This is a genomic window from Chlorobium ferrooxidans DSM 13031 (assembly GCF_000168715.1).
GTDB lineage: Bacteria > Bacteroidota > Chlorobiia > Chlorobiales > Chlorobiaceae > Chlorobium > Chlorobium ferrooxidans.
This window is the reverse complement of record NZ_AASE01000001.1, coordinates 31,489-51,920: the sequence shown is the minus strand read 5'-3', so window position 1 is coordinate 51,920 and position 20,432 is coordinate 31,489. Positions and strand designations below refer to the sequence as shown.

The window sequence follows — 20,432 nt, the reverse complement described above, 5'->3', positions numbered from 1 at the left end:
AGGGCTCGTTTATAAATCTATTCCGCGATATCCTGAACACTCGGGATCCACTTCTCCAGCATGTCACGAAGGTTTTTGATGACAAAAGGCTTCGTGATAAAGTCATTCATACCCGCATTCTGACAGTTCATTTTGTCCTCCTGCGTTGCATTTGCGGTCATGGCAATAATCGGAATATCGGCATTGATAACTCCTGTGCCGGCGTTTCTTATCTTTTTGGCAGCATCAATTCCCCCCATCAGAGGCATCTGCAGGTCCATGATCACCAGTGCATAAGGCTTTGTTTTCAGGGCATCAATTGCTTCTATACCATTTGCTGCAATATCTGCATGAATAGCGAGCTTGTCCAGCATGGCAACGGCAACCTGCTGGTTGATGATATTGTCTTCAACCAGCAGAATACGGGTGTTTGCTGTCGAGGTGTTCCGGTTTGGCAAAACAGGTGCGGAGTGCTGAGTTTTGCCGGATTTACTCTCCTGAATTGTATTGTTTTCGACTGGTTTCAGAAAAGAGATAACAAACCAGAACTCGGAGCCTTCATTTTTCCGGCTGTTGAGATTCAGCTTGCCTCCCATAAACTCGACAAGTTGTGTGGAAATGGCCAGGCCGAGTCCCGCTCCACCCGCTTTTCTTGTTGCCGAAGAGTCCAATTGGGTAAACCGCTGGAACACCAGCTCTTTTTTCTCATCAGGGATTCCGATCCCTGTGTCCTTGACCGATATGCGGAGTGTGATCTCACCGGGAGTTTCGGATTCGGTTGCAACCTGGACAACAATACCCCCCTTGTAGGTGAACTTGATGGCATTCTGTATCAGATTGATGAGCGCCTGCTTCAGATAGATCGGGTAACCGATCAGATCTCCTGCAACTGATTCGGGAATGATAAAGCTCAACTGCAGGCCGGCTTTTTCTGCGTTGCCCGTCAAAATGGAGGAGAGTTCAGTAAAAAGGGCACGAAGATTAAACGGCGATTTTACCTTGTCAAGCTGTCCCGATTCGATTTTGGTGAAATCGAGAATATCATTGATCAATTGATGGAGCTGTTTTGTACTGGCCTGTATGGTGTCCGTATAGTGCCGCTGGGTGGAGTTGAGCGGGGTATCGAGCAGCAGCTCTGTCATTCCGACTACGGCATGCAGTGGCGTTCTGATTTCATGAGACATATTGGCCAGGAACTCACTTTTTGCCCGGTTTGCAATTTCAGCTTCTACTCTGGATTTTTTCAGGCTTTCAATCAGTATGCGCTGGATCTGTTCCTTGTCCTCCAGACTCTTCTTCTTCTCGGAGAGTTTTTTGTTCAGTATGCGTGCATTTTCAAGGGATTCATTGATTTTCTCTTTCTGTTCCTTTTCTGTCTTTTTTAGTTCCCTGAGATCATTGTTCAGCAGGGAGATAATGGTATAAAGTTCATGAAGAGGATGGTCAGGAGAGACGATATTCTGTTTTTCATCAACAGTATAGAACTCGTCAAAGAGGATATGACCGCACATGGCTGCAAAGTGCTCAATATCCTCTGTTGTAATACCTACCTGATGCGATTTTTCTGAACCGCTCTTCTCCTTTCTGGCGTTTATCAGCGTAAAGGCATCCGCAAGTGTCGGCACAAAAATGAACTGCTGTTTTACATAGGATGCAAAAAGGCGCAGCATTGTTTTAAGAAGAAGGGAAGCTCCGCAGATATAGGTGATAACCGGTCTGCAATGATATTCACTGTTTAACCGGTTCAGTTCATTGGCATAGATCATTCTTGTGCTGATCGGCGCTCGTGAAACGGCTGAGTAATCGGCGATTCTGATATAGTTACTGTTGCTGATCACGCCGCTTTTAAACAGGTTTTCAAGCACAGCAAGTGCTTTTTTGGCACTTTCAGGCTGAATATCTCCACCAAGCAGCGTGAGAAAGAGTTGACCGGGGATGACCCCGTTTTTGTAGAACACACCCGTTTGATGCTCCTCAAATTGCCATTCGGGTCTGAAATCAACCATCTCAAGGGTGAGTTGATTACCGGATGTGCTGTTTTTCGGAATGGGGTTCATGGTCTCTTTATTACGTTCCAACACCTTTTCAATACTGCTTATGCTGATGCAGTACTCGCAAACCGCTCTTATGGCGGGGCGAAAGCTTCAGGGTTTCTGCTATTGAGAATATAGCGGGTGGTCGTTGAAATTCCCTACATATCACCGGATTCCAAACCGGTTCTGCCGGAAATTCTTTTGATACCGTTGCTGTCTGCCGACAAGTCGCTTCGATAGAATAGAGACGGGATTGCCCTGTCGTTGGTGATCGTTGTACACTACCTGTGAAATTTATAGCACAAAGAGCAATTATGCAATACATTCCACGATACCAACTCGTTCAGGAGGTATTTCAGGAGAATATGAGGGGGAAGCGCTACATCCGGAATTTCCGGTAGTCGATTTCGAATTTTTTTATACGCAGCCCCATAATCCGGTCTGAAAGCCCGAGTTGCATGGCCGCACGTGACATATTTCCCTTGGTACGTTTGAGCGCCTCCATGATCATCTCTTTTTCAATCGCGTCAAGCTTCTGCTGGAGGGAGCCTGTATAGGGTGTTCCGCTGGATTCGGCAGTCTGGAGCGTCGGGGGAAGATGGTAGCCATGAATGACATTGTCTTCGCTCAGGATCACTGCCCGTTCAATGCAGTTCTCAAGTTCCCGGACGTTTCCCGGCCAATGATAGCGCATGAGCATGTCGATCGAAGTTGTCGAAATTCTCCTTACCCCTTTATGGTTGGCCGTATTGTATTTCTCCACAAAATAATCGGCAAGCAGCAGAATATCGGTTTTGCGCTCCCTGAGCGGGGGAACGGTAATCGGGAAGATATTCAGCCGGTAGTAAAGATCTTCGCGAAAGAGCCCCTTGCGGATCAGCTCTTCAAGATTGCGGTTGGTTGCGGCTATCACCCGGACATCAACCTTGATGGTTTTTGATCCGCCTACCCGCTCAAACTCCTTCTCCTGTATAATTCGCAAAAGTTTTGCCTGAATCGGAAGGCTCAGCTCTCCCACCTCATCAAGAAAGATTGTTCCGGTATGCGCGAGCTCGAACCTGCCGTGACGGGTAGCCGATGCTCCGGTGAACGCGCCTTTCTCATGTCCGAAAAGCTCGCTTTCAACAATGCTCTCCGGCAGAGCGGCACAGTTGAATTTGATAAACGGTTTTTCCGACCGCCGGCTCTTGAAGTGAATGGCACTTGCTACAAGCTCTTTACCAACACCGCTCTCTCCAAGCACAATGGTTGTTGCGTTGGTTTTTGCAATCTTCTCGATCATTTTGAATAGCGCAATGATCGGTTTGGTGTTGCCGATGATATTTGCCGGACGTTCGGCTTCCGAAATACTCTCCTCTTCGATCTCATCCTTTTTCCGTTTCGGGAGCGGAAGCTTTCCGTTGCCGGTGACTACTGCTGTGGTTTTTGTGTTCTCTTCATGAGCAAGCTGCTTCAGCCGGACCGCCTGCGAGATCATGGATGCAATAATGGAGAGCTGGTCAACATAGTGCTGCAGCATATCCATGCGTTCTTCGCCGGCTTTTGATTTTTTTGATTTTTCGCGAGACAGTTCCTGTTCAATCTGTCGATCCGCGCTCAGGGTTCCTATGATTTCCGTGCCTGCTTTTATCGGAATACAGATAAAGCAGAGGCTCTCTTTTTTTGCTTTTGTCCGGGAGCGGGTACGATCAAGAAAGAGCGGCTCATTATTGATACTTGGTACAATGACGGTTTTTCCGGTTTTGACAACCTGTCCGATGATGCCTTCGCCAATGCGGTAGCGGCCTCGCTCTTTCTCTTCTGTTGTCAGTCCGAATGATTCATTGATCACAATTTCGCCCGTATCACGGTTAAGAATGGTAATCATCCCGCGGAGCATATCCATGTGCTCGGACATGATGAAGAGAACAAGCCGCAGCACCTTGTTGATATCATTCTCATTGGTGATGGTTCTGCTCACTTCGGCAAGCAGGCTGATACTGCCGTGATCCTGTTCCTGGGCTATAAGCATAGTCTCTCTGGTCTGAATATTTACTGTTTTACCGCTAACGTGCTGTAAATCCTCTCAAGCTCATGTGCTTTCAGAGCTCTTTTCTTTTCATTTGCTGTTGTCCGGACAATCGGAAGCAGATGATTGGCTTCGTTTCTTGTTATTACAAGCCCTTTACCTGAAAAATAGTGCTGCAGGGCAGCGCTTCCCGAGTGTTTTCCGATCACCAGCTCGTGATGTTCCCTGCCAACCTGATCCGGGAGAAAAGGCTGGTAGGAGAGTGGATGCTTCAGAAGAGCAGCGCAGTGAATGCCCGATTCATGCTGAAACGCGGACTTTCCGACAACCGGTTTCTGATCCTGAATCACTCTTCCTGATGCTTTGCTGACGGTTGCGCAGAGTCGCGAAAGCTTTGTCATATCGATACGGGTATCATACTTTCCGGAGAGTTCAAGCGCTACACTCAGCTCTTCAAGTGCAGCATTTCCCGCCCGCTCCCCGAGTCCGGTGACCGAAACACTGACGGCACTGCATCCGGCTTCAAGAGCGGTAAATGCATTGGCTGTAGCCATGCCGAGATCATTGTGTGCATGAAATTCAAGTGCCGCCGGACTGGCTGATTTCAGGAGACCGACAAGTGCCATAACCGATACCGGATTGGCAATGCCGACCGTATCGGCAATCCGTATCCGGTCTGCGCCGCATGCATCAGCATCAAGAACAAACTGTTTCAGCAGTTCCGGCTCCGCCCTTGTTGCATCCTGAGCGCCAACAGTAACATAGTTGAAATATTTTTTTGCTCTCGGAACGAGTTCATGCAACTGCTGCTGTACCCAGGCATAATCCTTTTCCATGAGCTGAAGGTAGAGCGCTGATACCGGAAAACTGATATGTACACCTTCAGTACCGCAACGGCATGCATCCTCAATATCCTGCCATTTTGCCCTTGCCCATGATGAAAGACGAAGCGGAAGCTGCCGGGCCACTATCTTTCTGATGCTTTGGCGCTCCTCTTCACTGATGGCAGGGTACCCTACCTCAAGTTCGTTGACGCCGGTATCTGCCAGCTCCAGGGCAATTTCCATTTTTTCCGCACTGCTGAATACTACACCCGGAGCCTGTTCCCCATCCCTCAGGGTTGTATCGATAATCCAGGGTCTGATGCCGGATTTTAATGGTATGGAGCCGGATGTATGCATAAGAGTCCTTTATTCAGTCAACAGGTCACGTCGGAAAAAGTAAGGTGTGGTAATTGTGTTTATTTAGGCAATCTACCTTTTTACACTAAATAAATCAGGTCTATATGATAAAATATAGTAATAAATCAGACAATAATGTTGATTTGTGTGTTTATTTTTGCCAAATAGCCTTTTTGGGGTGATTATTTCAGGTGAGGGGAGTGATTGTTGGAGCAGGGAGCGGCTGGAGATAAATGCCCGGTATGAGTCATACCGACCGGAAATTGCATGTGCAGATCGTATGACTTTTCAGCTCGGGCGAGATGATTTATTCGGCGAGTTTGGGCAGGAAGGAGAGGTCGACATAGTATCTCTTCGGGTTGTTCCGGTCGATGAATACCCGTATCCGCCTGTTCTGTATGTATTGTGTCGGATCGTACCAGAGATTGTCACTTTTGAAAACATGGATCTCTGACGTCGCGGGATTTTTCCACTGCGTTACAACCTGAAACGGACAGTTTCCGTTGACTGAAACGGCGGTATTCATTGAAACCGTCTGAAACTCTGTCTCAACAGGGGTGCCCTGCTCTCTGAGGGAGTCGTTTTTGCGTCCTTTGAGTATGGGGACGAGGAAGATGCCTGCACCGGCAAGCAGGAAGACGCCCCCCAGCCCTCCAAGGATGATGGAGCCTGCCCAGAGTGAGAAGAGATCATTGATTTGTGCTTTTTGAGGGTCGTCAGGCAGGTAGATCAGCTCGACTTTTTCGCCTTCCGAATAGGCCGGAGGATTGCTGCCTGATGATGAGATGAACACCTGCGGTGAACCATTTCCATCGGTAAAACGAATGACAGGCCGGTATATTTTTGAATCATGTGAAATGTTTGAACTGCCGGACCAGGATTCGATGAGGCGCACAACAGTGCCCTCTGTTGTAACGGCTTTTGAGAGGAATGTGCGGGTATTTTCGCTGATCCAGAAGGTGCCCAGGAGCATGGCAATGCCAAACGCCGTGAAGAGATATTTGATGATTGTAAGAACTTTCATGGTATTCTCCGGGTGTATGGCATGTATATTTCCATAAATGGTATCGTACGGTCTTACTCTTCTGCCTCCGGCAGAGCCGGGCCAATACCGGCACTCTCGTCATGGAAACTGGTTTATTATGAAAGGTAAAAAAAGTTTGCGCAAAGTCCGGGCAGCTCACCAGGCAGTGAAGCCGATAAAAAAGGTGATGCGGAACATTTCAAAAACCATAGGGCAGCCTGCCGGTACACTCCAGCACATCGGAGAGCAGAAAACCGACTTTCCGGCCATAACGGTTTTTGGTTACGATGCAGATCACGAATTTCACATGCCGCTCAAGAGCATTGCTGAATGCACAGCCTTGAAGGATAAGCAGAAGGTTCTCTGGGTGAATATTGACGGTCTGCATGATGTATCGGTCATTGAAGCGCTTGGCAAGCTTTTCGATATCCATCCGCTTACCCTCGAAGATATTCTGCATACCGAGCAGCGCTCCAAAATAGAGGACTTTGAACACTACCTGTTTCTTGTGTTCAGAGCACTTGATTGTGATGCTCAAACAGGCGAGATCACTGAAGAGCAGATGAGTCTGGTGATCGGCAGCAATTTTGTCCTGACGTTCCAGGAGAGACCGGGAGACATGTTTGATGCTCTCAGGGCAAGGATAACAAGCCCCGGGACATCAGTCAGAAAGCGGGGAGCGGACTACCTTGCCTATGGTCTGATTGATGCTATCGTCGACAGTTATTTTGTGATACTTGAGCAGCTTGAAAGCCGGATTGAACTTCTCGACCAGGAGCTGTTTGAAACATCAGGGCGTGACACGTTTGAGTCCATCTATTTACTGAAAAAGGAGCTTATTCTTTTAAGAAAATCGGTAAGACCGATGAGGGAGATCATCAACAGTATCAGCAGGGAACACTATACGGTCATTGATGATGAAGCTACCTGGCCTTTTTTCAGGGATGTCTACGACAATGTCATTTTTATCAATGAAACCATTGAAACCTATCGTGATATCGTTATCGGCATGTACGATACATGGCTTGCCATTGTCAATAACCGGATGAACGAAATCATGAAGGTGCTGACCACCATCGCTACGGTATTTATGCCGCTCTCTTTTATTGCCGGAGTCTATGGAATGAATTTTCGTTCTATGCCGGGACTCGAATGGCAGTGGGGATTCTATGTCCTGCTTGGATTCATGGGGATGATTGTTGCCGGAATGATGGTTTACTTTCGGACAAGAAAGTGGTTTTAGGGCAGCTTTAAACGCAGCAATCGGGCTTTGAACGTAATAAGCGAGAGCGGCCCTGATGGCAGTAATCGATAAGAAAACGCTATTCGGAGCGGTAATACGGAAAATCAGCGGGAGGAAAGGGTGTTTTATCGTTGCTTATTCATTATGTTAAAAAACTGAAGTTTCAGTTTCTAATCTGCACACCGTCTGAACTCTCCTGAAACAGGGAATTCTCGCATCATGCAGTTTCATCATTCTCCTCAGTGAGCCGGTTTTTCCCCCGGCAAATTGCTGCATCCGGATTTCAAGCCATCACACCTGTCAAAGTGCTGATTTTTTGCTGAAGTTCCTGATGTTATTAACTTTCAGGAACATGATGAGCCTTTGACTGAACGGAGCTGGAATTGTGCCTCACAGGCATGGTTGCCGGAGAATCCTAACATAAACGATTGAATGTAGTGGCAAGACAGCGGTTTAACCGAAAAGCAAAGAGCCCCGCCGCGGGCAAGAAGTCGCGGCAGACTTCATCGCATACCGGCGAGCGGGTAAGGGCAAATGATCACATCCTGATCAACGAATTTCTTTTCAGACGGGGTGAAAGTTCACTTGCGGCTGAAATCATCACCTTTTTTACCGACCATGAAGGAGAGCGGTTTCGGTCGGTTGACCTGGCCAAAGTCCTTGGATACACGGAGTCAAAGCAGCTTCCCGGTTTCTGGTATGTACTCCACAAGCTTCAGGAAGAGGGTACGGTTGACAAGGATTCCAACCGCTGTTATGGTATGTCGGGTGTGGACGCGGCAACCTATGAAGACCATCTTGTTCATATAAAGCCTTTTCCCGTGCCCGGAAAGGAGCAGTACAAGGTGGACAAGAGTTATACCGGTCGTCTTATTACCCATCCAAACGGTTACGGATTCATTGATGTCGAGGGATTTGATGATGATGTTTTCATCAAGGCCGGCGATCTGAATTTTTCCATTCATGGTGATGAAGTCGAGGTACTGGTTACCAAGGTTCCTGATACCTACTCTTCGAAATCAACACCGCATCAGCGCTGCGAAGGTCTTGTTCAGAAGGTGATCAGCCGTCGCATTACAACCATTGTCGGTACACTCATAAAGTCAGGCCGCAGGTTCACCCTCAAGGCCGATGAGAGAAAGCTGCTTCCTGAAATCGTTGTGCCGATCCGTCTCTCTGCAAAAGCAAAGGCAGGTCAGAAAGTCCTGGTCGGTGACCTTGATTTCACCGGTGAAGGGGTCATACAGGCAAAGGTGCTTGAGGTTCTTGGCGAGGCGGGCGATTCATCGGTTGAGGTGAGCGCCATTGCCCGAAGCAAGGGCATTGATGAGACCTTTGACAAACAGATTGTTGATTTTGCCTCATCCATCCGTGAAGGCATTACCGAAAAGGATCTTGAAGGGCGCCTTGATATCCGCGACAAAGTTGTCTTTACTATCGATCCTGTTGATGCAAAAGATTTCGACGATGCGCTCTCTGTCGAGACGCTTGAAGATGGTCTCTATCGCATAGGTGTGCATATTGCCGATGTCTCGCATTATGTGCCCGAGAACTCTCCTCTTGACCGTGAGGCACTCAAACGGGCGACCTCGGTCTATCTGGTGGACCGGGTCATTCCCATGCTGCCGTCACGCCTTTCCGAAGAGATATGCAGCCTCAATCCCGGTGTTGACCGGATGGCCTTTTCCGTCTTTTTTACCATGACCGCAGAGGGGGAAGTCCGCAAGCACGAGTTTCAGAAAACGGTCATCCACAGCAAGCGCCGCTATGCCTATGAAGATGTTGAGGAGATTCTGAAGAAGGGCAAGGGTGATTATTGTGACGAACTGCAGTTGCTGGATCGTATCAGCGTGCTGCTTCGTGAAAAGCGCTTCAAGCATGGTGGTCTGGACTTTGAAACCGAAGAGGTTCGTTTCAAGCTCGGCAGCAAGGGTGAACCGCTTGAGGTTATGAGAAAAGAGCGGCTCGGCAGCCACCGGCTTATTGAGGAGTTCATGCTGCTTGCCAACCGCAAGGTGGCAGAGTATCTGACCCGAACCTTCAAGGAGAACAAAAAAGAGGCACAGCCGGTTATCTACCGTGTTCACGGCTCACCCCAGCAGGAGAAGGTGATCATTCTCTCCAACTTCGTCAAACGGTTCGGCTTTGATCTCAAGCTCAACCGGGGCAAGGAGGGACCGATTGTTACCGCCAAGGCTCTCCGTCAGCTCCTGCAGCAGGTCAAGGGAACCAATGTCGAGTTTCTTGTAAGCGAGCTTGTGCTGCGCTCCATGTCCAAAGCGGTCTATACCGGCGACAATCTTGGCCATTTCGGTCTCGGGTTCGAGCACTATACCCACTTTACTTCACCCATCAGGCGCTATCCGGATCTTATTGTACATCGTCTGCTCTTTGAGTATGAGGGTCTCAGAAAGAAACGCCGCAAAATCACAAGCGCGCGCCTTGCGGAGCTGACAGACAAGATTCAGACCGTCTGCCAGATATCCAACGAGCGGGAGAAAAGTGCCGTCGAAGCCGAGCGTGAGTCCATCAAGCTCAAGCAGGTTGAGTATATGGCAAGTCATGTCGGCAAGGTCTATCCCGGTGTTATTTCAGGAGCAACCGACTACGGCATCTATGTCAGAATGGTTGATTTTGCCATCGAGGGAATGGTGCACATGCGCAACCTCACCGACGACTACTACGAATATGATGAGGCGACCTACTCACTTGTCGGCAAGCGCCGCAAGAAGCGCCTCCAGATCGGTCAGCGCGTCAAGGTTATGGTGCACAGCGTCGATATTCAGCGCCGTACCATCGATCTTGCCATAGATGACAGCAAATCCGAGACGAAATCTGACAGCAAACCGGCTCAACAGTAACTCCTGCACATGTAAGGGCGACCACTCAGGGTCGCCCCTACATACTCTTTTTTTCTTCAAAGCGTGCGATGTATCGTGCGACATCGAACTTCCGTGCACATCCGGATGCGTTCATATAGCGGATTTTACCGTAAACCGGCCGTTCAAACCATGGGCGGTCATGCACTCCGCCGATTGACCATGCAACTCCTGCGTAGCCGTTGGGATCCCTGCCGTCAAGAGCGTAGCGGTCATTGAGTGCCATGGCTGTTTCAAAGGCCTGCTCCGCACTTTCACTCCATTCAAGAATCTTCTTTGCCCAGTACATGCGCATGTAGCCATGTATTTTTCCGGTTGTAACCAGCTCAAGCTGGGCGGCATTCCATAACCGGTCATGCGTTTTGGCCGTGGCAAACTCGTCGGCAGTATAGAGGTATTCCCGGTGATCATTCCTGTGGTTCATGAGCGACTCTTTTGCCCAGGTCGGGCTGCCATCAAAGGAGTCGTAGCGGTCATTATAGAAGCAGTAGTTATCCGAGAGCTCCCTGCGAACGATCAACTCTTCAAGAAAAGCGCTCCTGCTCTCATCCGGCATCCGGCTTTCTGATACCCGCAGCGCAATGTATTGCGCACTGATCTGACCGAAATGGAGGTAGGGAGAGAGATTGGAGAGCACGCCGCTGTTCGGATCGTTGCGCAGTTCTGCATAGGAGCTGAGTCTCTTTTCAAGAAAGGTGTCCAGGCAGTTTGCCGCAGCCTCCTCTCCCGGTTTCAGCCACTCGACAGGTGCCACCCGATGATCGGCTTTCAGGCTGCAAGAGATGCTTGACCAATCAACAGGATGTGATTCAGTTGTTGCCTCAAGCGGTTCAAGCTGTGGAAATCCGGTGAGCAACTCGCCAAGCAGGCTCTTGATTTTCGGCCGGAACGTTCTTGCGGCATACTCCTGTTTGGCGGATGCGATCCGGCAGGGAACAATGTTATGTGCATCGACTTCATAGAGCGGCAGCGGGAGATGAGCGCCAACCCTGCGTTTCCACTCTCTGCTGATTTTCAGTGGCGAAAAGTCGGTCACCACAGCTCCGGCCTTCATCTCACGGGCGAAGCGGGGAAGTTCGATTTCCGGTTCACCCTGCACGAGATAAAAGGGGATGTTCAGCCTCCGGAGCGCTCTTTCAACCTCATGAAGTCCTTTAAGCATGAAGTCGTAGTGGCGGAGCGGGGCATTGAGAAAGGATGGTGCAAGGGTGAAAACCACCTTCAACGGCTGCTGCAACTGTTCTGCCTTTTTTCGGGCAAACAGGAGTGCCCAGTTATGCCGGACCCGCTGGTCACGTGACATCCAGTAGATGACCGGGCCGCTCGCATCCCGGCAGTTGTTGAGGAGTGTTATGCGGCGGGGATCAATCATGAGGCAAGGCCGGAAATACGGAGAAAATTGTTGATAAGCTGCATCCCTGTTGCGGTGTACTCATGCCGGAATGATTCAAACTCTTCGATCAGGGCCGTGCGATTCTCTCTTTTCAGATCAGCATCAATATCAAGCCATGACAAAAACATGATCAGTGTCATTTCAGCATGGCATTGCAATCCATAAGCGCACTCTCCAACCCTGACAGCCTGTATCGGGCACTGTTTGCCTGAGGCAAGCAGCTTCATCCCCGCAGCAAGCTCAACGGTCTCTCCGTGAAGCTGAAAGACCCTGATGCTCTCTGAAAGTCCACAAAAAAGAGGGTCTTCTTTTCCTTCCAGAGTGAGCTGCATGCGGTACTCTTCGCCTTCATGGTCTGTAAACCCGATCTCCTGAACGGGGCATTTCAGCACCTTTCCGCCTCCTGCTTTTACCAGAGTCTGCATGCCGAGGCAGATGCCGAGGTAGGGGATCTCTTCCTGAAGCGCCACTTCGATCCGGCCGAGCTGCATCAGCATCGAGGGGGACAGGTCATTGGCGCTTTGAGGGCCACCAAGTACCACAACGGCGTTATAGTTTCGTGGATCCGGGAAGCTGTCACCCGCAGCAAGATCCACGACATGCGATGTGATATGCTTGTCAGTGAGAACCGTTCCAATCAGTCCGGGAGCCTCGTGGGTGATGTTTTTGACGATCAGGAGAGGCTTTTTCATAGGGGATGTCAGTTACTTTAACTGGTTCAATTCGGCATCAATACAGGTTTTTTTATTCAATATCTTTTTTCGAATATTAAAAAAAGTACAACAAAAGCTGATGAAACTCTTGATTCAAATGACTTAAGATTCTTTTATATTTTCAGATAATTTTTTTCTTGATATGAAGATTCAGCACAGTGTGTTGTGCTTTTTTAATTTTCGCTACAGATTCCACGTTGATGTATTTAATGAAGTCATCCCTTCATGAAAAGAACTATAAGTATTGTCAAGAAGGTCTTTAAGAGCGCAGCTTTTTTCAGTCTGCTCTCTACCGGTACGGTTGCAGCTCATGGAGCCGATGCCGTTCTTACTGCACGTACGCTGCAAACGGGACTTATTGCCGACAATAAAATCATCGTTGATGGTTCGCCCTCAACCGGTCTTATCGCCAACATTTTCGCCCTGGAGTTCCTGAAAACCGATGGTATTGTGGTGAAGGTCAATGAGAGCGACTCCGAGCGGGGCATCTACAGCCTGATCTATAAAAACTGCGATATTGCCTCGACCACCAGACCGATACACGCCCATGAGCTGGCAGAGGCCAAACGGGAGGGTGTAAAACCGGTTCAGCACATCGTTGCCCACGATGCCATCATTATGGTAGTACACCCTGCTAACTCCCTATCCGGCTTGACCCTTGACCAGATTCGCAATATCTATGCTGGTACCTATACCAACTGGAGCCAGCTTGGCGGCCCGAATCGGCCGATTGTGCTGCTGCAGCGCGAGAATGCAAGCGGTACACAGGAGACCTTTCGTGACATTGTTATGGGAAAGAGTCCGATTTCAATGAGAGCGATAACCCTCTTCAACAATCGCGAAATCATCGGACGCATTGCATCCACACCCAACGCCATTGGCATGATCGGGCGTGGGTGGATTGATAACTCGGTCAAAACGCTTCCCGTTAATGGCGTGGATCACTCGCCGAAAACCATCAAGGATGAGAGCTATCCGCTTCACCGGCTTCTCTACATGTATACAAATGGTCATCCGACCGGCGTACTGAAACGGTTTGTGGATTACTCATTAACTCCTGAGGGTCAGAGATCGCTCAGCGAAAACGGTTTTATCGCAGAAAACCGGTAAACGGGATGGATCTCTGAACAACTTATCCCATACGTTGTAACAAAGAAGCCCGTGCCCGCGGGCTTCTTACCGCTGTAACCCCTCCGTTATCAACAAGTAATCCTCTCCCCCGATAGTTGTAATCGCAACAAGAAATTCTTGTAATTGAATTAAGAGAGCGAATTGTGTGTTCTCTCTTTTACAATTGCTCTTCACACTCCATGCTCTTTATTAATAAAATCTTGCGTTGATGACAAGAACTATCAGTTTTATTAAAAGGATAGGCATCGGTGCTGCTCTTTTCAGCATCTTCACGGCAGGAGGTGTTGACGCCCGCAACAAAGCGATTACCTCCGGACTGGTATCCGACAATAAAATTATTGCAGACGGGGCTTCTTCAGCCGGCCTTATTGCCAATCTTTTTGCGCTTGATTTCCTCAAATCGGATGGCATCGTGGTAAGAGTCAATGAGAGTGACTCTGAACGGGGGCTCTACGGACTGATCTACAAAAATTGTGATGTTGCCACGACGACCAGGCTCTTGCACGATCAGGAACTGGCCGAGGCCAGAAGTCAGGGTGTGAATCCGGTGCCGCACACGGTTGCTCTCGGTGCGATCGTTATGGTGGTTCATCCCGGTAACTCCATAAAAGAGTTGAGTATCGATCAGATTCGAAAAATCTATTCAGGAGCCTATACCAACTGGAAGGAGGTTGGGGGAAAGGATCACCCGATTGTGCTGCTTCAGCGGGAGCAAGGGAGCGGTACTGAGGAGACCTTCGGCGACATCGTTATGGGGAAAACCCCTTTGTCTATGAAGGTGATAACGCTCTTCAACAATCGCGAAATCAGAAGCAGGATCAATGAAACTCCGAATGCGATTGGATATATCGGGCACGGCTGGATTGATAGTTCTGTCAGACCGCTTCTGGTTAACGGGATAGATCACACGCCTGTGACCATAAAAGATGGATCCTATCCACTTAGCAGGCCTCTTTATATGTACACAAACGGAAAGCCTTTCGGTGTTCTTCAGCGATTTGTTGAGTACTCAAAAACCTACGAAGGCCAAAGAGCGGTCATTGAAAACGGTTATGTCTCCGCTGATTGAGTGGAGGTGATCAGGATTTTTGTTTAATTGAAAGGCAGAGTGCAGTTTGTTTTTTTAATAAAACAGGTTGTTTCATGAAAAAAACTCTCAGTGTTATCAGGAGCATCTTATTGAGTGCTCTCCTCTTCACCATTGCTGCTGCCGGAACGCTCAAAGCCGAGATTTTTCAAGCCGGAACTCCGGGCTCTCCAACCGGTCTTCTTTCCGGTAACTCCATTGTTATAGACGGAGCCCCTTCACCCGGTCTTATCGCCAACCTTTTTGCCTTTGATTTTCTCAGGAGTGATGGAGTTATTGTCAGAGTCAATGAGAGTGATACAGAACGGGGCATATACACGCTGCTCTACAAAAATTGTGACATTGCCAGCACGACAAGGTTGATGAACGATAAAGAGCTGGCCGAGGCGAGGGCTCTGGGGGTAAATCCGGTTCCGCACACGGTTGCCCTGGGTGCGATCGTCATGGTCGTTCATCCGGGTAATACTCTGAAAAGTTTGACAATTGATCAACTTCGCAAAATTTATGCAGGTACCTATACCAAATGGAGTCAGCTTGGAGGGCCGAATCGACCGATTGTGCTGCTTCAGCGGGAGCAGGGGAGCGGTACGGTGGAGACCTTCAACGACATCGTTATGGGTAAAACGCCGGTATCCATGAAAGTGATAACGCTCTTCAACAATCGCGAAATCAGAACCCGTGTCAATGTGACACCGAATGCGATAGGATATATCGGGCACAGCTGGATTGATCAATCAGTCAAACCGCTTCTGGTCAATGGTATCGATCACACGCCCAACACCATAAAAAACGGTACCTACCCCCTTTGCAGAAAACTCTACATGTACACGAATGAAAAACCTTTTGGTGTGCTCAAGCGATTTGTTGAGTATTCATCAACAGTCGATGGCAGGGAGAGGCTCACTGAAAACGGGTTTATCCCGGTTGATTGAGTGTGTGTGAGGCTGCTCAGTCTTGGGGCATGTCGCGAGGCCTCCCGAATTTCTGATAAACAGAGACCCATGTGACTCGCTCTGTTTTGTATCTGTTTCTCCTGTTGACGATTGCAGGAGTTCCTCTGCGTGCCGGAGCTGCTGACTGGCGTACCCTTACGCAGCCGGTCGGCACACAAAACACCCCCTTTCTTGTCGATCCCGCTCTGCTTAATGCCGGTTACGCTGCCGGCAGAGGGCCATGGGCGCTGACGACAAGCGTAACCAGCATTACAACGACGACGCCCCAGTTTTTTATCCGTTTTTATAATCCTTCGGCTTCATCAAACGCTTCCGGTCAGGAGGGAAGCTGGGTGATGCGCATCAGCTCGGTTCGCGGCCTGAGTGCTCAAAAGATCCGCAACTTTTTTGCCCTGCCGAACACGCCATCCATGATGACACTTGGTTTATCCGTCACCGGTGAATCATTCTATACGGGTCTTGCCGGTCCGATTGAGGGGTGGGGAGACGGCGGCGGTCAGCAATCACAGGCCAACGGTGGACCCTATACCATTTTTTTTAATGCGCAACCGGTGCCGGAAGCTGTACTCTACTGGCCGGACATGGCCGATACCGACAATAGTCGCGCGGTTGCCACCTACCTTGCCGGGGATACTCCGGCGGCATACTCCGATATGGAATCGGTGTACAATACGCTCGACGTGCTCTGTAATCCCGCGAGTCGCGACCTGTTCAACAGTGCACTTGGTACGCTTACGGCACAACGGTTTGATAACCTTGCCTCCTCGGCATACTATGCAGTGGAGCTGCACAATCAAGCCATTGACGACCGTATCGACCGGTTTGCCGTTCGTTCATCAATGCCGGGTTTCTGGATAAAAGCCGCAAGGAGTTTTCAGCACTCGCCCGACTCGGGATATGACGGCGATATCAATGCGATGATTCTCGGTTTCGACCAAAAGAGTTCCGATCGTACCCTTTCAGGTATCTCCCTCGCATGGATGCATGGCAGCGTCTACTGGGCTGACAACGGCGGGCAGGCGGTTACGGACTATTACAGGGCAGCGGCCTACTCGGCAGTGGTTATAGACCGGGCATTTCTGCAGGGGGAGGTGAGTGTGGGTTCAACAGCGGATGAGACATCGCGAAATATCACTATCGGCACCCTCTATCTGCCCTCTCCGCATGGCCCTCTCCTCTCTCCGCTCAGCGGCATAGCAAGAACGGCAACCGCTGATTATAAAGGATGGAATGCGGATATCGGTTTGCGAGCGGGTGTTCTGGTTAATGCCGGTATGCTGAACATTCGCCCCTCGTTTGGTTTCGGGTGGCTCTACCAGTCCAGAAACAGTTTTACTGAAACCGGTGCTGAAAGTCTGAACCTGACCGTTGCGGCCGCGCATACCGAAACCCTCCACTGCAGGGCGGATGTGCGCTTTGAGAGAGCGATCACGATGCATGAGCAGAAAACCATTACCCCCTATGTTGTTATCGGATGGGCCTGTGCAGGACGTCTTGATGCACAGGAGGTCAGAGCCTCCATGAACGGCAGGAGTGACTCGTTTACAACCTCTTCGGCTACCGGTGGAGCACAGATGTTTACGGGCAGGGCAGGCATTGAAACGGCGCTCTCGAAAGAGTTGTTTTTTGTCGCAGAGTGTTTCCGTCAGGCGCAGTCGGGTGACCGGCAATCAGGTTTTGCGCTTGCCATGAATTATCTGTTTTGACGTCTTGTGATGGCGTATTATTTTTTTTAGTGCATGAGCATAAAAAAGGATAAGTTTCAAGGTGGTTAATGAGGCTATGTGGAGTGGTAACGGTAACTAACCGGCATTGGTCATGTTTGAAGAGCAGGAAGCAGAAGAACAGGAAATACAGGAGGATATTTCCGGAATTGTAAAACTGGCACCCATCGCCCTCGCCCTCCCTTTGGCGATTCCATTCGCCCTTCCTCTGGCATTGCACGCCATTCATGGAATTGGAGTGGGAGGTATCGGCATTCTGGCAGCTTCACTGGCACTGCACCCCAAAAGTCAGGAGCTGCTTAAATCTTCCGGTGAACTGCTCTCAAAAATGCTGCCGGTCGATACCATCGATCCCCCTGAATAAACGTAATCAGATTTTGCATGGCCATGCTCTGCGGAAAGCAGATGTTCTCTGGTTGACTTTCTGATCGGACAAGCGCTATATTGAGCTTGTCGTCATTGCTGACAACGCTTCTTGCACTTACTGCTGTTTCTATGCAAACGAAGCCTGAATCCTCTCTGGTGTGCGCTTTGAAGCACAAGGGCTCATGGGCTCTTCTGCTGCTTCTGCACTGCATGCTGCTCTCATCATGTGTGACGGTGCCGATTACCGGCCGTTCGCAACTCAATATTGTCTCCTCTTCTGGGATGCTCGCTTTGAGCAACGAAACGTACGGCAAATTCAAAAAATCGAATCAGGAGAGCGCAGACAGGAAAAATACGGCTCTGGTCAAAAATGTCGGCACCCGTTTGCAGCTCGCCGTTGAGCACTATTTACGTTCGAATGGCATGGCAGCGGAGGTTAATGGCTATCTCTGGGAGTTCAAGCTTTTTGAGTCAAAGGATGTCAACGCCTTTGCCCTTCCCGGCGGCAAGGTTGTCATCTATACCGGCATTCTTCCCTTTACCAAAAATGAGGCAGGACTTGCCGTTGTCATGTCGCATGAGATCGCCCATGTTATTGCCCGTCACGGCAATGAGCGGATGAGTCAGGCCCTGATCAGCCAGATGGGAGGTATAGCATTAAATGAGGCGCTTTCGTCACAGTCACAGAAGACCAAGGATCTCTGGGCAGGAATATATGGTATCGGTACCACATTCGGCTTTCTTATGCCCTACAGCCGCATGCAGGAGACCGAGGCTGATCATATCGGCCTGATCTTTATGGCTATGGCGGGATATGATCCGAATGAAGCCGTCCCTTTCTGGCGGCGTATGGCCGCACAACCGGGAAACCGGCCTCTCGAATTTCTCAGTACCCACCCGGCCCCGGAATCCCGGATTCGCCAGATTCAGTCGGAAATTCCTGAAGCGATGCGCTATTACCGCAAATAGAGAGGAGTTCACTATGAAGCGTGTTTTCTATTTCCTTGTCGCCAACCTGGCCATAGTTCTGGTGCTCTCCGTTACCCTGAGCCTGCTCGGCGTGCAGCCATACCTGAAGGAGGGAGGTCTTGATCTCGGCAGTCTGATGGTTGTTTCGCTCATCTTCGGCTTTGGCGGCGCGTTTATATCCCTGGCGCTCTCAAAGTGGACGGCCAAGCGATTCACCGGCGCGGTTGTCATTACAAATCCCGCCAACGAAGCTGAAATATGGCTTCTGAACACGGTGAGAACACAGGCGCAAAGGGTTGGAATCGGGATGCCGGAAGTTGCCATTTTCGACTCTGCTGAAGTCAATGCATTTGCTACCGGTATGACTAAAAACCGCTCACTGGTTGCGGTCTCTTCGGGTCTGATCAGTGCAATGACCCGCGACGAGGCGGAAGGTGTCCTGGCGCATGAAATTTCACACATCACCAATGGTGACATGGTGACGCTGACCCTGATTCAGGGTGTCCTGAATACCTTTGTTATATTTCTCTCTCGCGTCATCGGATATGTAGTCGATAAGGCGGTTTTTAACACCAAACGGGGCACAGGGCCGGCTTTTTTCATAACGAGAATCATCGCCGAAATCATGCTTGGCATCCTGGCCTCAATTGTTGTGATGTCGTTTTCACGCAAACGGGAGTTCCGCGCTGATGCCGGAGCGGCAACCCTGGCCGGAAGAGAGAAGATGATTGCGGCGCTTGAAAAGCTTCAGTTGACGCAGCGGGCCACCGTCATGCCCGCACAATTAGCCGCTTTCGCCATATCAGGGAACCCGGCCGACGGCCTGAAAAAATTATTCGCCACCCACCCGAGTCTCGAAGAGCGCATAGCTGCCCTCCGGGGATCTTAGGGCTTTGTCCCGGTTGTGTCCGGCTCCCTCAAACGTGCAGAACTCAGCATCCGAAAGCAAAGAGGCTGCCTCAGTTTGGCTTCTGAGACAGCCTCTTTCTCTTTATACGAAGAGGGTGGGATTGATTTGATGATATACTTCTCATCCCGATCGTCGCGAGGTAAAACACTATGTCGAAAATCTCTAAGCGTTCAACTATCCTCATGCCCACTGCGGAAGAGGACAGGGCCATTACTGCGGCAGCTAAAAGTGATCCTGACGTACAACCACACGCCAAAGCAACTGAATGGTACCAATCCGAGCCCTGCGTGGTCGTCCGGGAGGTCTGAAAACAAGAAGCTGCTTGTGTCGGTGCGTTATAGCCCCGAGGTCATCGCCTACTTCAAGTCAACCGGTGAAGGTTGGTAATCTCGAATGGATGGTGTCTTCGTACGTATGTAACGCGCCATTCCCGTAGCGCGTGAAATGTGACCGAATTCTACGGTCAACCGGACACTGCGCGATAAGGCCGCTAAAGGCAGGGAACGTCCTAAAGCAGTATATGCTCAGCTAAGGGGGTGTAATCGGGATGCAAATCGAAGAAGAAATGGAAGCTGTTGCCTTAAAGAGTAGGTGCTGAATCACCGGCTTCACTTGCAGTTGCTTCACGGCGCTTGATAATCTCAGCGGCCGTAAGACGGACAACCTTACCATCAATTTTAGTAATGATCGCTGTATTGGTCTGGATAGCCAGATCCTCAGCAGACCTGCCCGCCCGCTGCATCGCGGCATACGAGCCAGCCATATCAGGGTCAGGGGATAATCGAATGTCTGTTGTATTCATAATCTTAGCTCCATTCAATCATTTTTGGCGGAGTGAC

Annotated in this window: 17 protein-coding genes; 10 read left to right on the top strand and 7 right to left on the bottom strand. The window is 49.8% G+C overall.

Annotated elements, in window-relative coordinates; translation table 11 throughout:
• Positions 1–17 precede the first annotated feature (17 nt).
• The 4 genes from CFERDRAFT_RS00215 to CFERDRAFT_RS00200 form a co-directional block, all read right to left on the bottom strand.
• A complete protein-coding gene (locus CFERDRAFT_RS00215) occupies positions 18–2,060 on the bottom strand; it encodes an ATP-binding protein (RefSeq protein WP_232209714.1) in 2,043 nt (680 codons plus the stop codon).
• Positions 2,061–2,391: 331 nt separating this feature from the next.
• Positions 2,392–4,023: a sigma-54-dependent Fis family transcriptional regulator gene (locus CFERDRAFT_RS00210; protein WP_006365169.1), complete on the bottom strand. Its 1,632-nt coding sequence runs from the start codon at positions 4,021–4,023 to the stop codon at positions 2,392–2,394.
• Between the two features lie 20 nt (positions 4,024–4,043).
• Complete coding sequence (gene nifV / locus CFERDRAFT_RS00205; protein ID WP_006365168.1) at positions 4,044–5,201, bottom strand: homocitrate synthase; 1,158 nt, start codon at positions 5,199–5,201, stop codon at positions 4,044–4,046.
• Between the two features lie 307 nt (positions 5,202–5,508).
• Positions 5,509–6,225, bottom strand: coding sequence for a DUF3592 domain-containing protein (locus CFERDRAFT_RS00200; RefSeq protein ID WP_006365167.1), 717 nt, complete (start codon positions 6,223–6,225; stop codon positions 5,509–5,511).
• A 118-nt stretch (positions 6,226–6,343) separates the two neighbouring features.
• Here CFERDRAFT_RS00200 and corA point away from each other — a divergent pair, with 118 nt between their 5' ends.
• Together corA and rnr are read left to right on the top strand one after the other, a co-directional pair.
• Positions 6,344–7,468 carry a magnesium/cobalt transporter CorA gene (corA, locus tag CFERDRAFT_RS00195; RefSeq protein WP_040432858.1) on the top strand — a complete coding sequence of 375 codons (1,125 nt, stop codon included), beginning with the start codon at positions 6,344–6,346 and terminating at the stop codon, positions 7,466–7,468.
• 437 nt (positions 7,469–7,905) lie between these two features.
• Positions 7,906–10,329 (top strand): ribonuclease R, encoded by a 2,424-nt coding sequence (rnr, locus tag CFERDRAFT_RS00190; RefSeq protein ID WP_006365165.1) that lies wholly within the window; start codon positions 7,906–7,908, stop codon positions 10,327–10,329.
• 37 nt (positions 10,330–10,366) lie between these two features.
• Here rnr and CFERDRAFT_RS00185 read toward each other — a convergent pair whose 3' ends face one another.
• The gene (locus CFERDRAFT_RS00185; RefSeq protein WP_006365164.1) at positions 10,367–11,719 is read right to left on the bottom strand and encodes a deoxyribodipyrimidine photo-lyase; all 1,353 of its coding nucleotides are present in this window, start codon (positions 11,717–11,719) and stop codon (positions 10,367–10,369) included.
• Positions 11,716–12,432 (bottom strand): type 1 glutamine amidotransferase, encoded by a 717-nt coding sequence (locus CFERDRAFT_RS00180; RefSeq protein ID WP_006365163.1) that lies wholly within the window; start codon positions 12,430–12,432, stop codon positions 11,716–11,718. Before CFERDRAFT_RS00180 ends, CFERDRAFT_RS00185 begins: the two co-directional genes overlap by 4 nt.
• A gap of 246 nt (positions 12,433–12,678) precedes the next feature.
• Between CFERDRAFT_RS00180 and CFERDRAFT_RS00175 the strand changes: the two genes are divergently transcribed.
• The 8 genes from CFERDRAFT_RS00175 (at position 12,679) to CFERDRAFT_RS11805 (ending at position 19,980) form a co-directional block, all read left to right on the top strand.
• Positions 12,679–13,563 (top strand): PstS family phosphate ABC transporter substrate-binding protein, encoded by an 885-nt coding sequence (locus tag CFERDRAFT_RS00175; RefSeq protein ID WP_006365162.1) that lies wholly within the window; start codon positions 12,679–12,681, stop codon positions 13,561–13,563.
• A gap of 229 nt (positions 13,564–13,792) precedes the next feature.
• A complete protein-coding gene (locus tag CFERDRAFT_RS00170) occupies positions 13,793–14,653 on the top strand; it encodes a phosphate ABC transporter substrate-binding protein (protein ID WP_006365161.1) in 861 nt (286 codons plus the stop codon).
• 74 nt (positions 14,654–14,727) lie between these two features.
• Entirely contained in the window at positions 14,728–15,603 is an 876-nt protein-coding gene (locus CFERDRAFT_RS00165) for a PstS family phosphate ABC transporter substrate-binding protein (RefSeq protein WP_006365160.1), read from the top strand.
• A 71-nt stretch (positions 15,604–15,674) separates the two neighbouring features.
• Positions 15,675–17,330, top strand: a complete 1,656-nt coding sequence (locus CFERDRAFT_RS00160) for an autotransporter outer membrane beta-barrel domain-containing protein (protein ID WP_156777946.1) — start codon at positions 15,675–15,677, stop codon at positions 17,328–17,330.
• 112 nt (positions 17,331–17,442) lie between these two features.
• The gene (locus CFERDRAFT_RS00155) at positions 17,443–17,712 is read left to right on the top strand and encodes a hypothetical protein (protein ID WP_006365158.1); all 270 of its coding nucleotides are present in this window, start codon (positions 17,443–17,445) and stop codon (positions 17,710–17,712) included.
• A 131-nt stretch (positions 17,713–17,843) separates the two neighbouring features.
• Entirely contained in the window at positions 17,844–18,683 is an 840-nt protein-coding gene (locus CFERDRAFT_RS00150; protein WP_006365157.1) for a M48 family metallopeptidase, read from the top strand.
• A gap of 13 nt (positions 18,684–18,696) precedes the next feature.
• Entirely contained in the window at positions 18,697–19,572 is an 876-nt protein-coding gene (gene htpX, locus CFERDRAFT_RS00145; protein ID WP_040432796.1) for a protease HtpX, read from the top strand.
• 129 nt (positions 19,573–19,701) lie between these two features.
• Complete coding sequence (locus CFERDRAFT_RS11805; RefSeq protein WP_232209727.1) at positions 19,702–19,980, top strand: BrnA antitoxin family protein; 279 nt, start codon at positions 19,702–19,704, stop codon at positions 19,978–19,980.
• Between the two features lie 193 nt (positions 19,981–20,173).
• On the opposite strand, the gene CFERDRAFT_RS00140 is transcribed toward CFERDRAFT_RS11805, so the two are convergent.
• Complete coding sequence (locus CFERDRAFT_RS00140; protein ID WP_040432795.1) at positions 20,174–20,395, bottom strand: hypothetical protein; 222 nt, start codon at positions 20,393–20,395, stop codon at positions 20,174–20,176.
• Positions 20,396–20,432 lie beyond the last annotated feature (37 nt).

Coding starts and splice junctions, on each gene's coding strand:
- CFERDRAFT_RS00210 (WP_006365169.1), bottom strand. CDS start 4,023: ATGCTTATAGCCCAGGAACAGGATCACGGCAGTATCAGCCTGCTTGCC.
- nifV (WP_006365168.1), bottom strand. CDS start 5,201: ATGCATACATCCGGCTCCATACCATTAAAATCCGGCATCAGACCCTGG.
- CFERDRAFT_RS00200 (WP_006365167.1), bottom strand. CDS start 6,225: ATGAAAGTTCTTACAATCATCAAATATCTCTTCACGGCGTTTGGCATT.
- corA (WP_040432858.1), top strand. CDS start 6,344: ATGAAAGGTAAAAAAAGTTTGCGCAAAGTCCGGGCAGCTCACCAGGCA.
- CFERDRAFT_RS00185 (WP_006365164.1), bottom strand. CDS start 11,719: ATGATTGATCCCCGCCGCATAACACTCCTCAACAACTGCCGGGATGCG.
- CFERDRAFT_RS00180 (WP_006365163.1), bottom strand. CDS start 12,432: ATGAAAAAGCCTCTCCTGATCGTCAAAAACATCACCCACGAGGCTCCC.
- CFERDRAFT_RS00175 (WP_006365162.1), top strand. CDS start 12,679: ATGAAAAGAACTATAAGTATTGTCAAGAAGGTCTTTAAGAGCGCAGCT.
- CFERDRAFT_RS00170 (WP_006365161.1), top strand. CDS start 13,793: ATGACAAGAACTATCAGTTTTATTAAAAGGATAGGCATCGGTGCTGCT.
- CFERDRAFT_RS00165 (WP_006365160.1), top strand. CDS start 14,728: ATGAAAAAAACTCTCAGTGTTATCAGGAGCATCTTATTGAGTGCTCTC.
- CFERDRAFT_RS00155 (WP_006365158.1), top strand. CDS start 17,443: ATGTTTGAAGAGCAGGAAGCAGAAGAACAGGAAATACAGGAGGATATT.
- CFERDRAFT_RS00150 (WP_006365157.1), top strand. CDS start 17,844: ATGCAAACGAAGCCTGAATCCTCTCTGGTGTGCGCTTTGAAGCACAAG.
- htpX (WP_040432796.1), top strand. CDS start 18,697: ATGAAGCGTGTTTTCTATTTCCTTGTCGCCAACCTGGCCATAGTTCTG.
- CFERDRAFT_RS11805 (WP_232209727.1), top strand. CDS start 19,702: ATGATATACTTCTCATCCCGATCGTCGCGAGGTAAAACACTATGTCGA.
- CFERDRAFT_RS00140 (WP_040432795.1), bottom strand. CDS start 20,395: ATGAATACAACAGACATTCGATTATCCCCTGACCCTGATATGGCTGGC.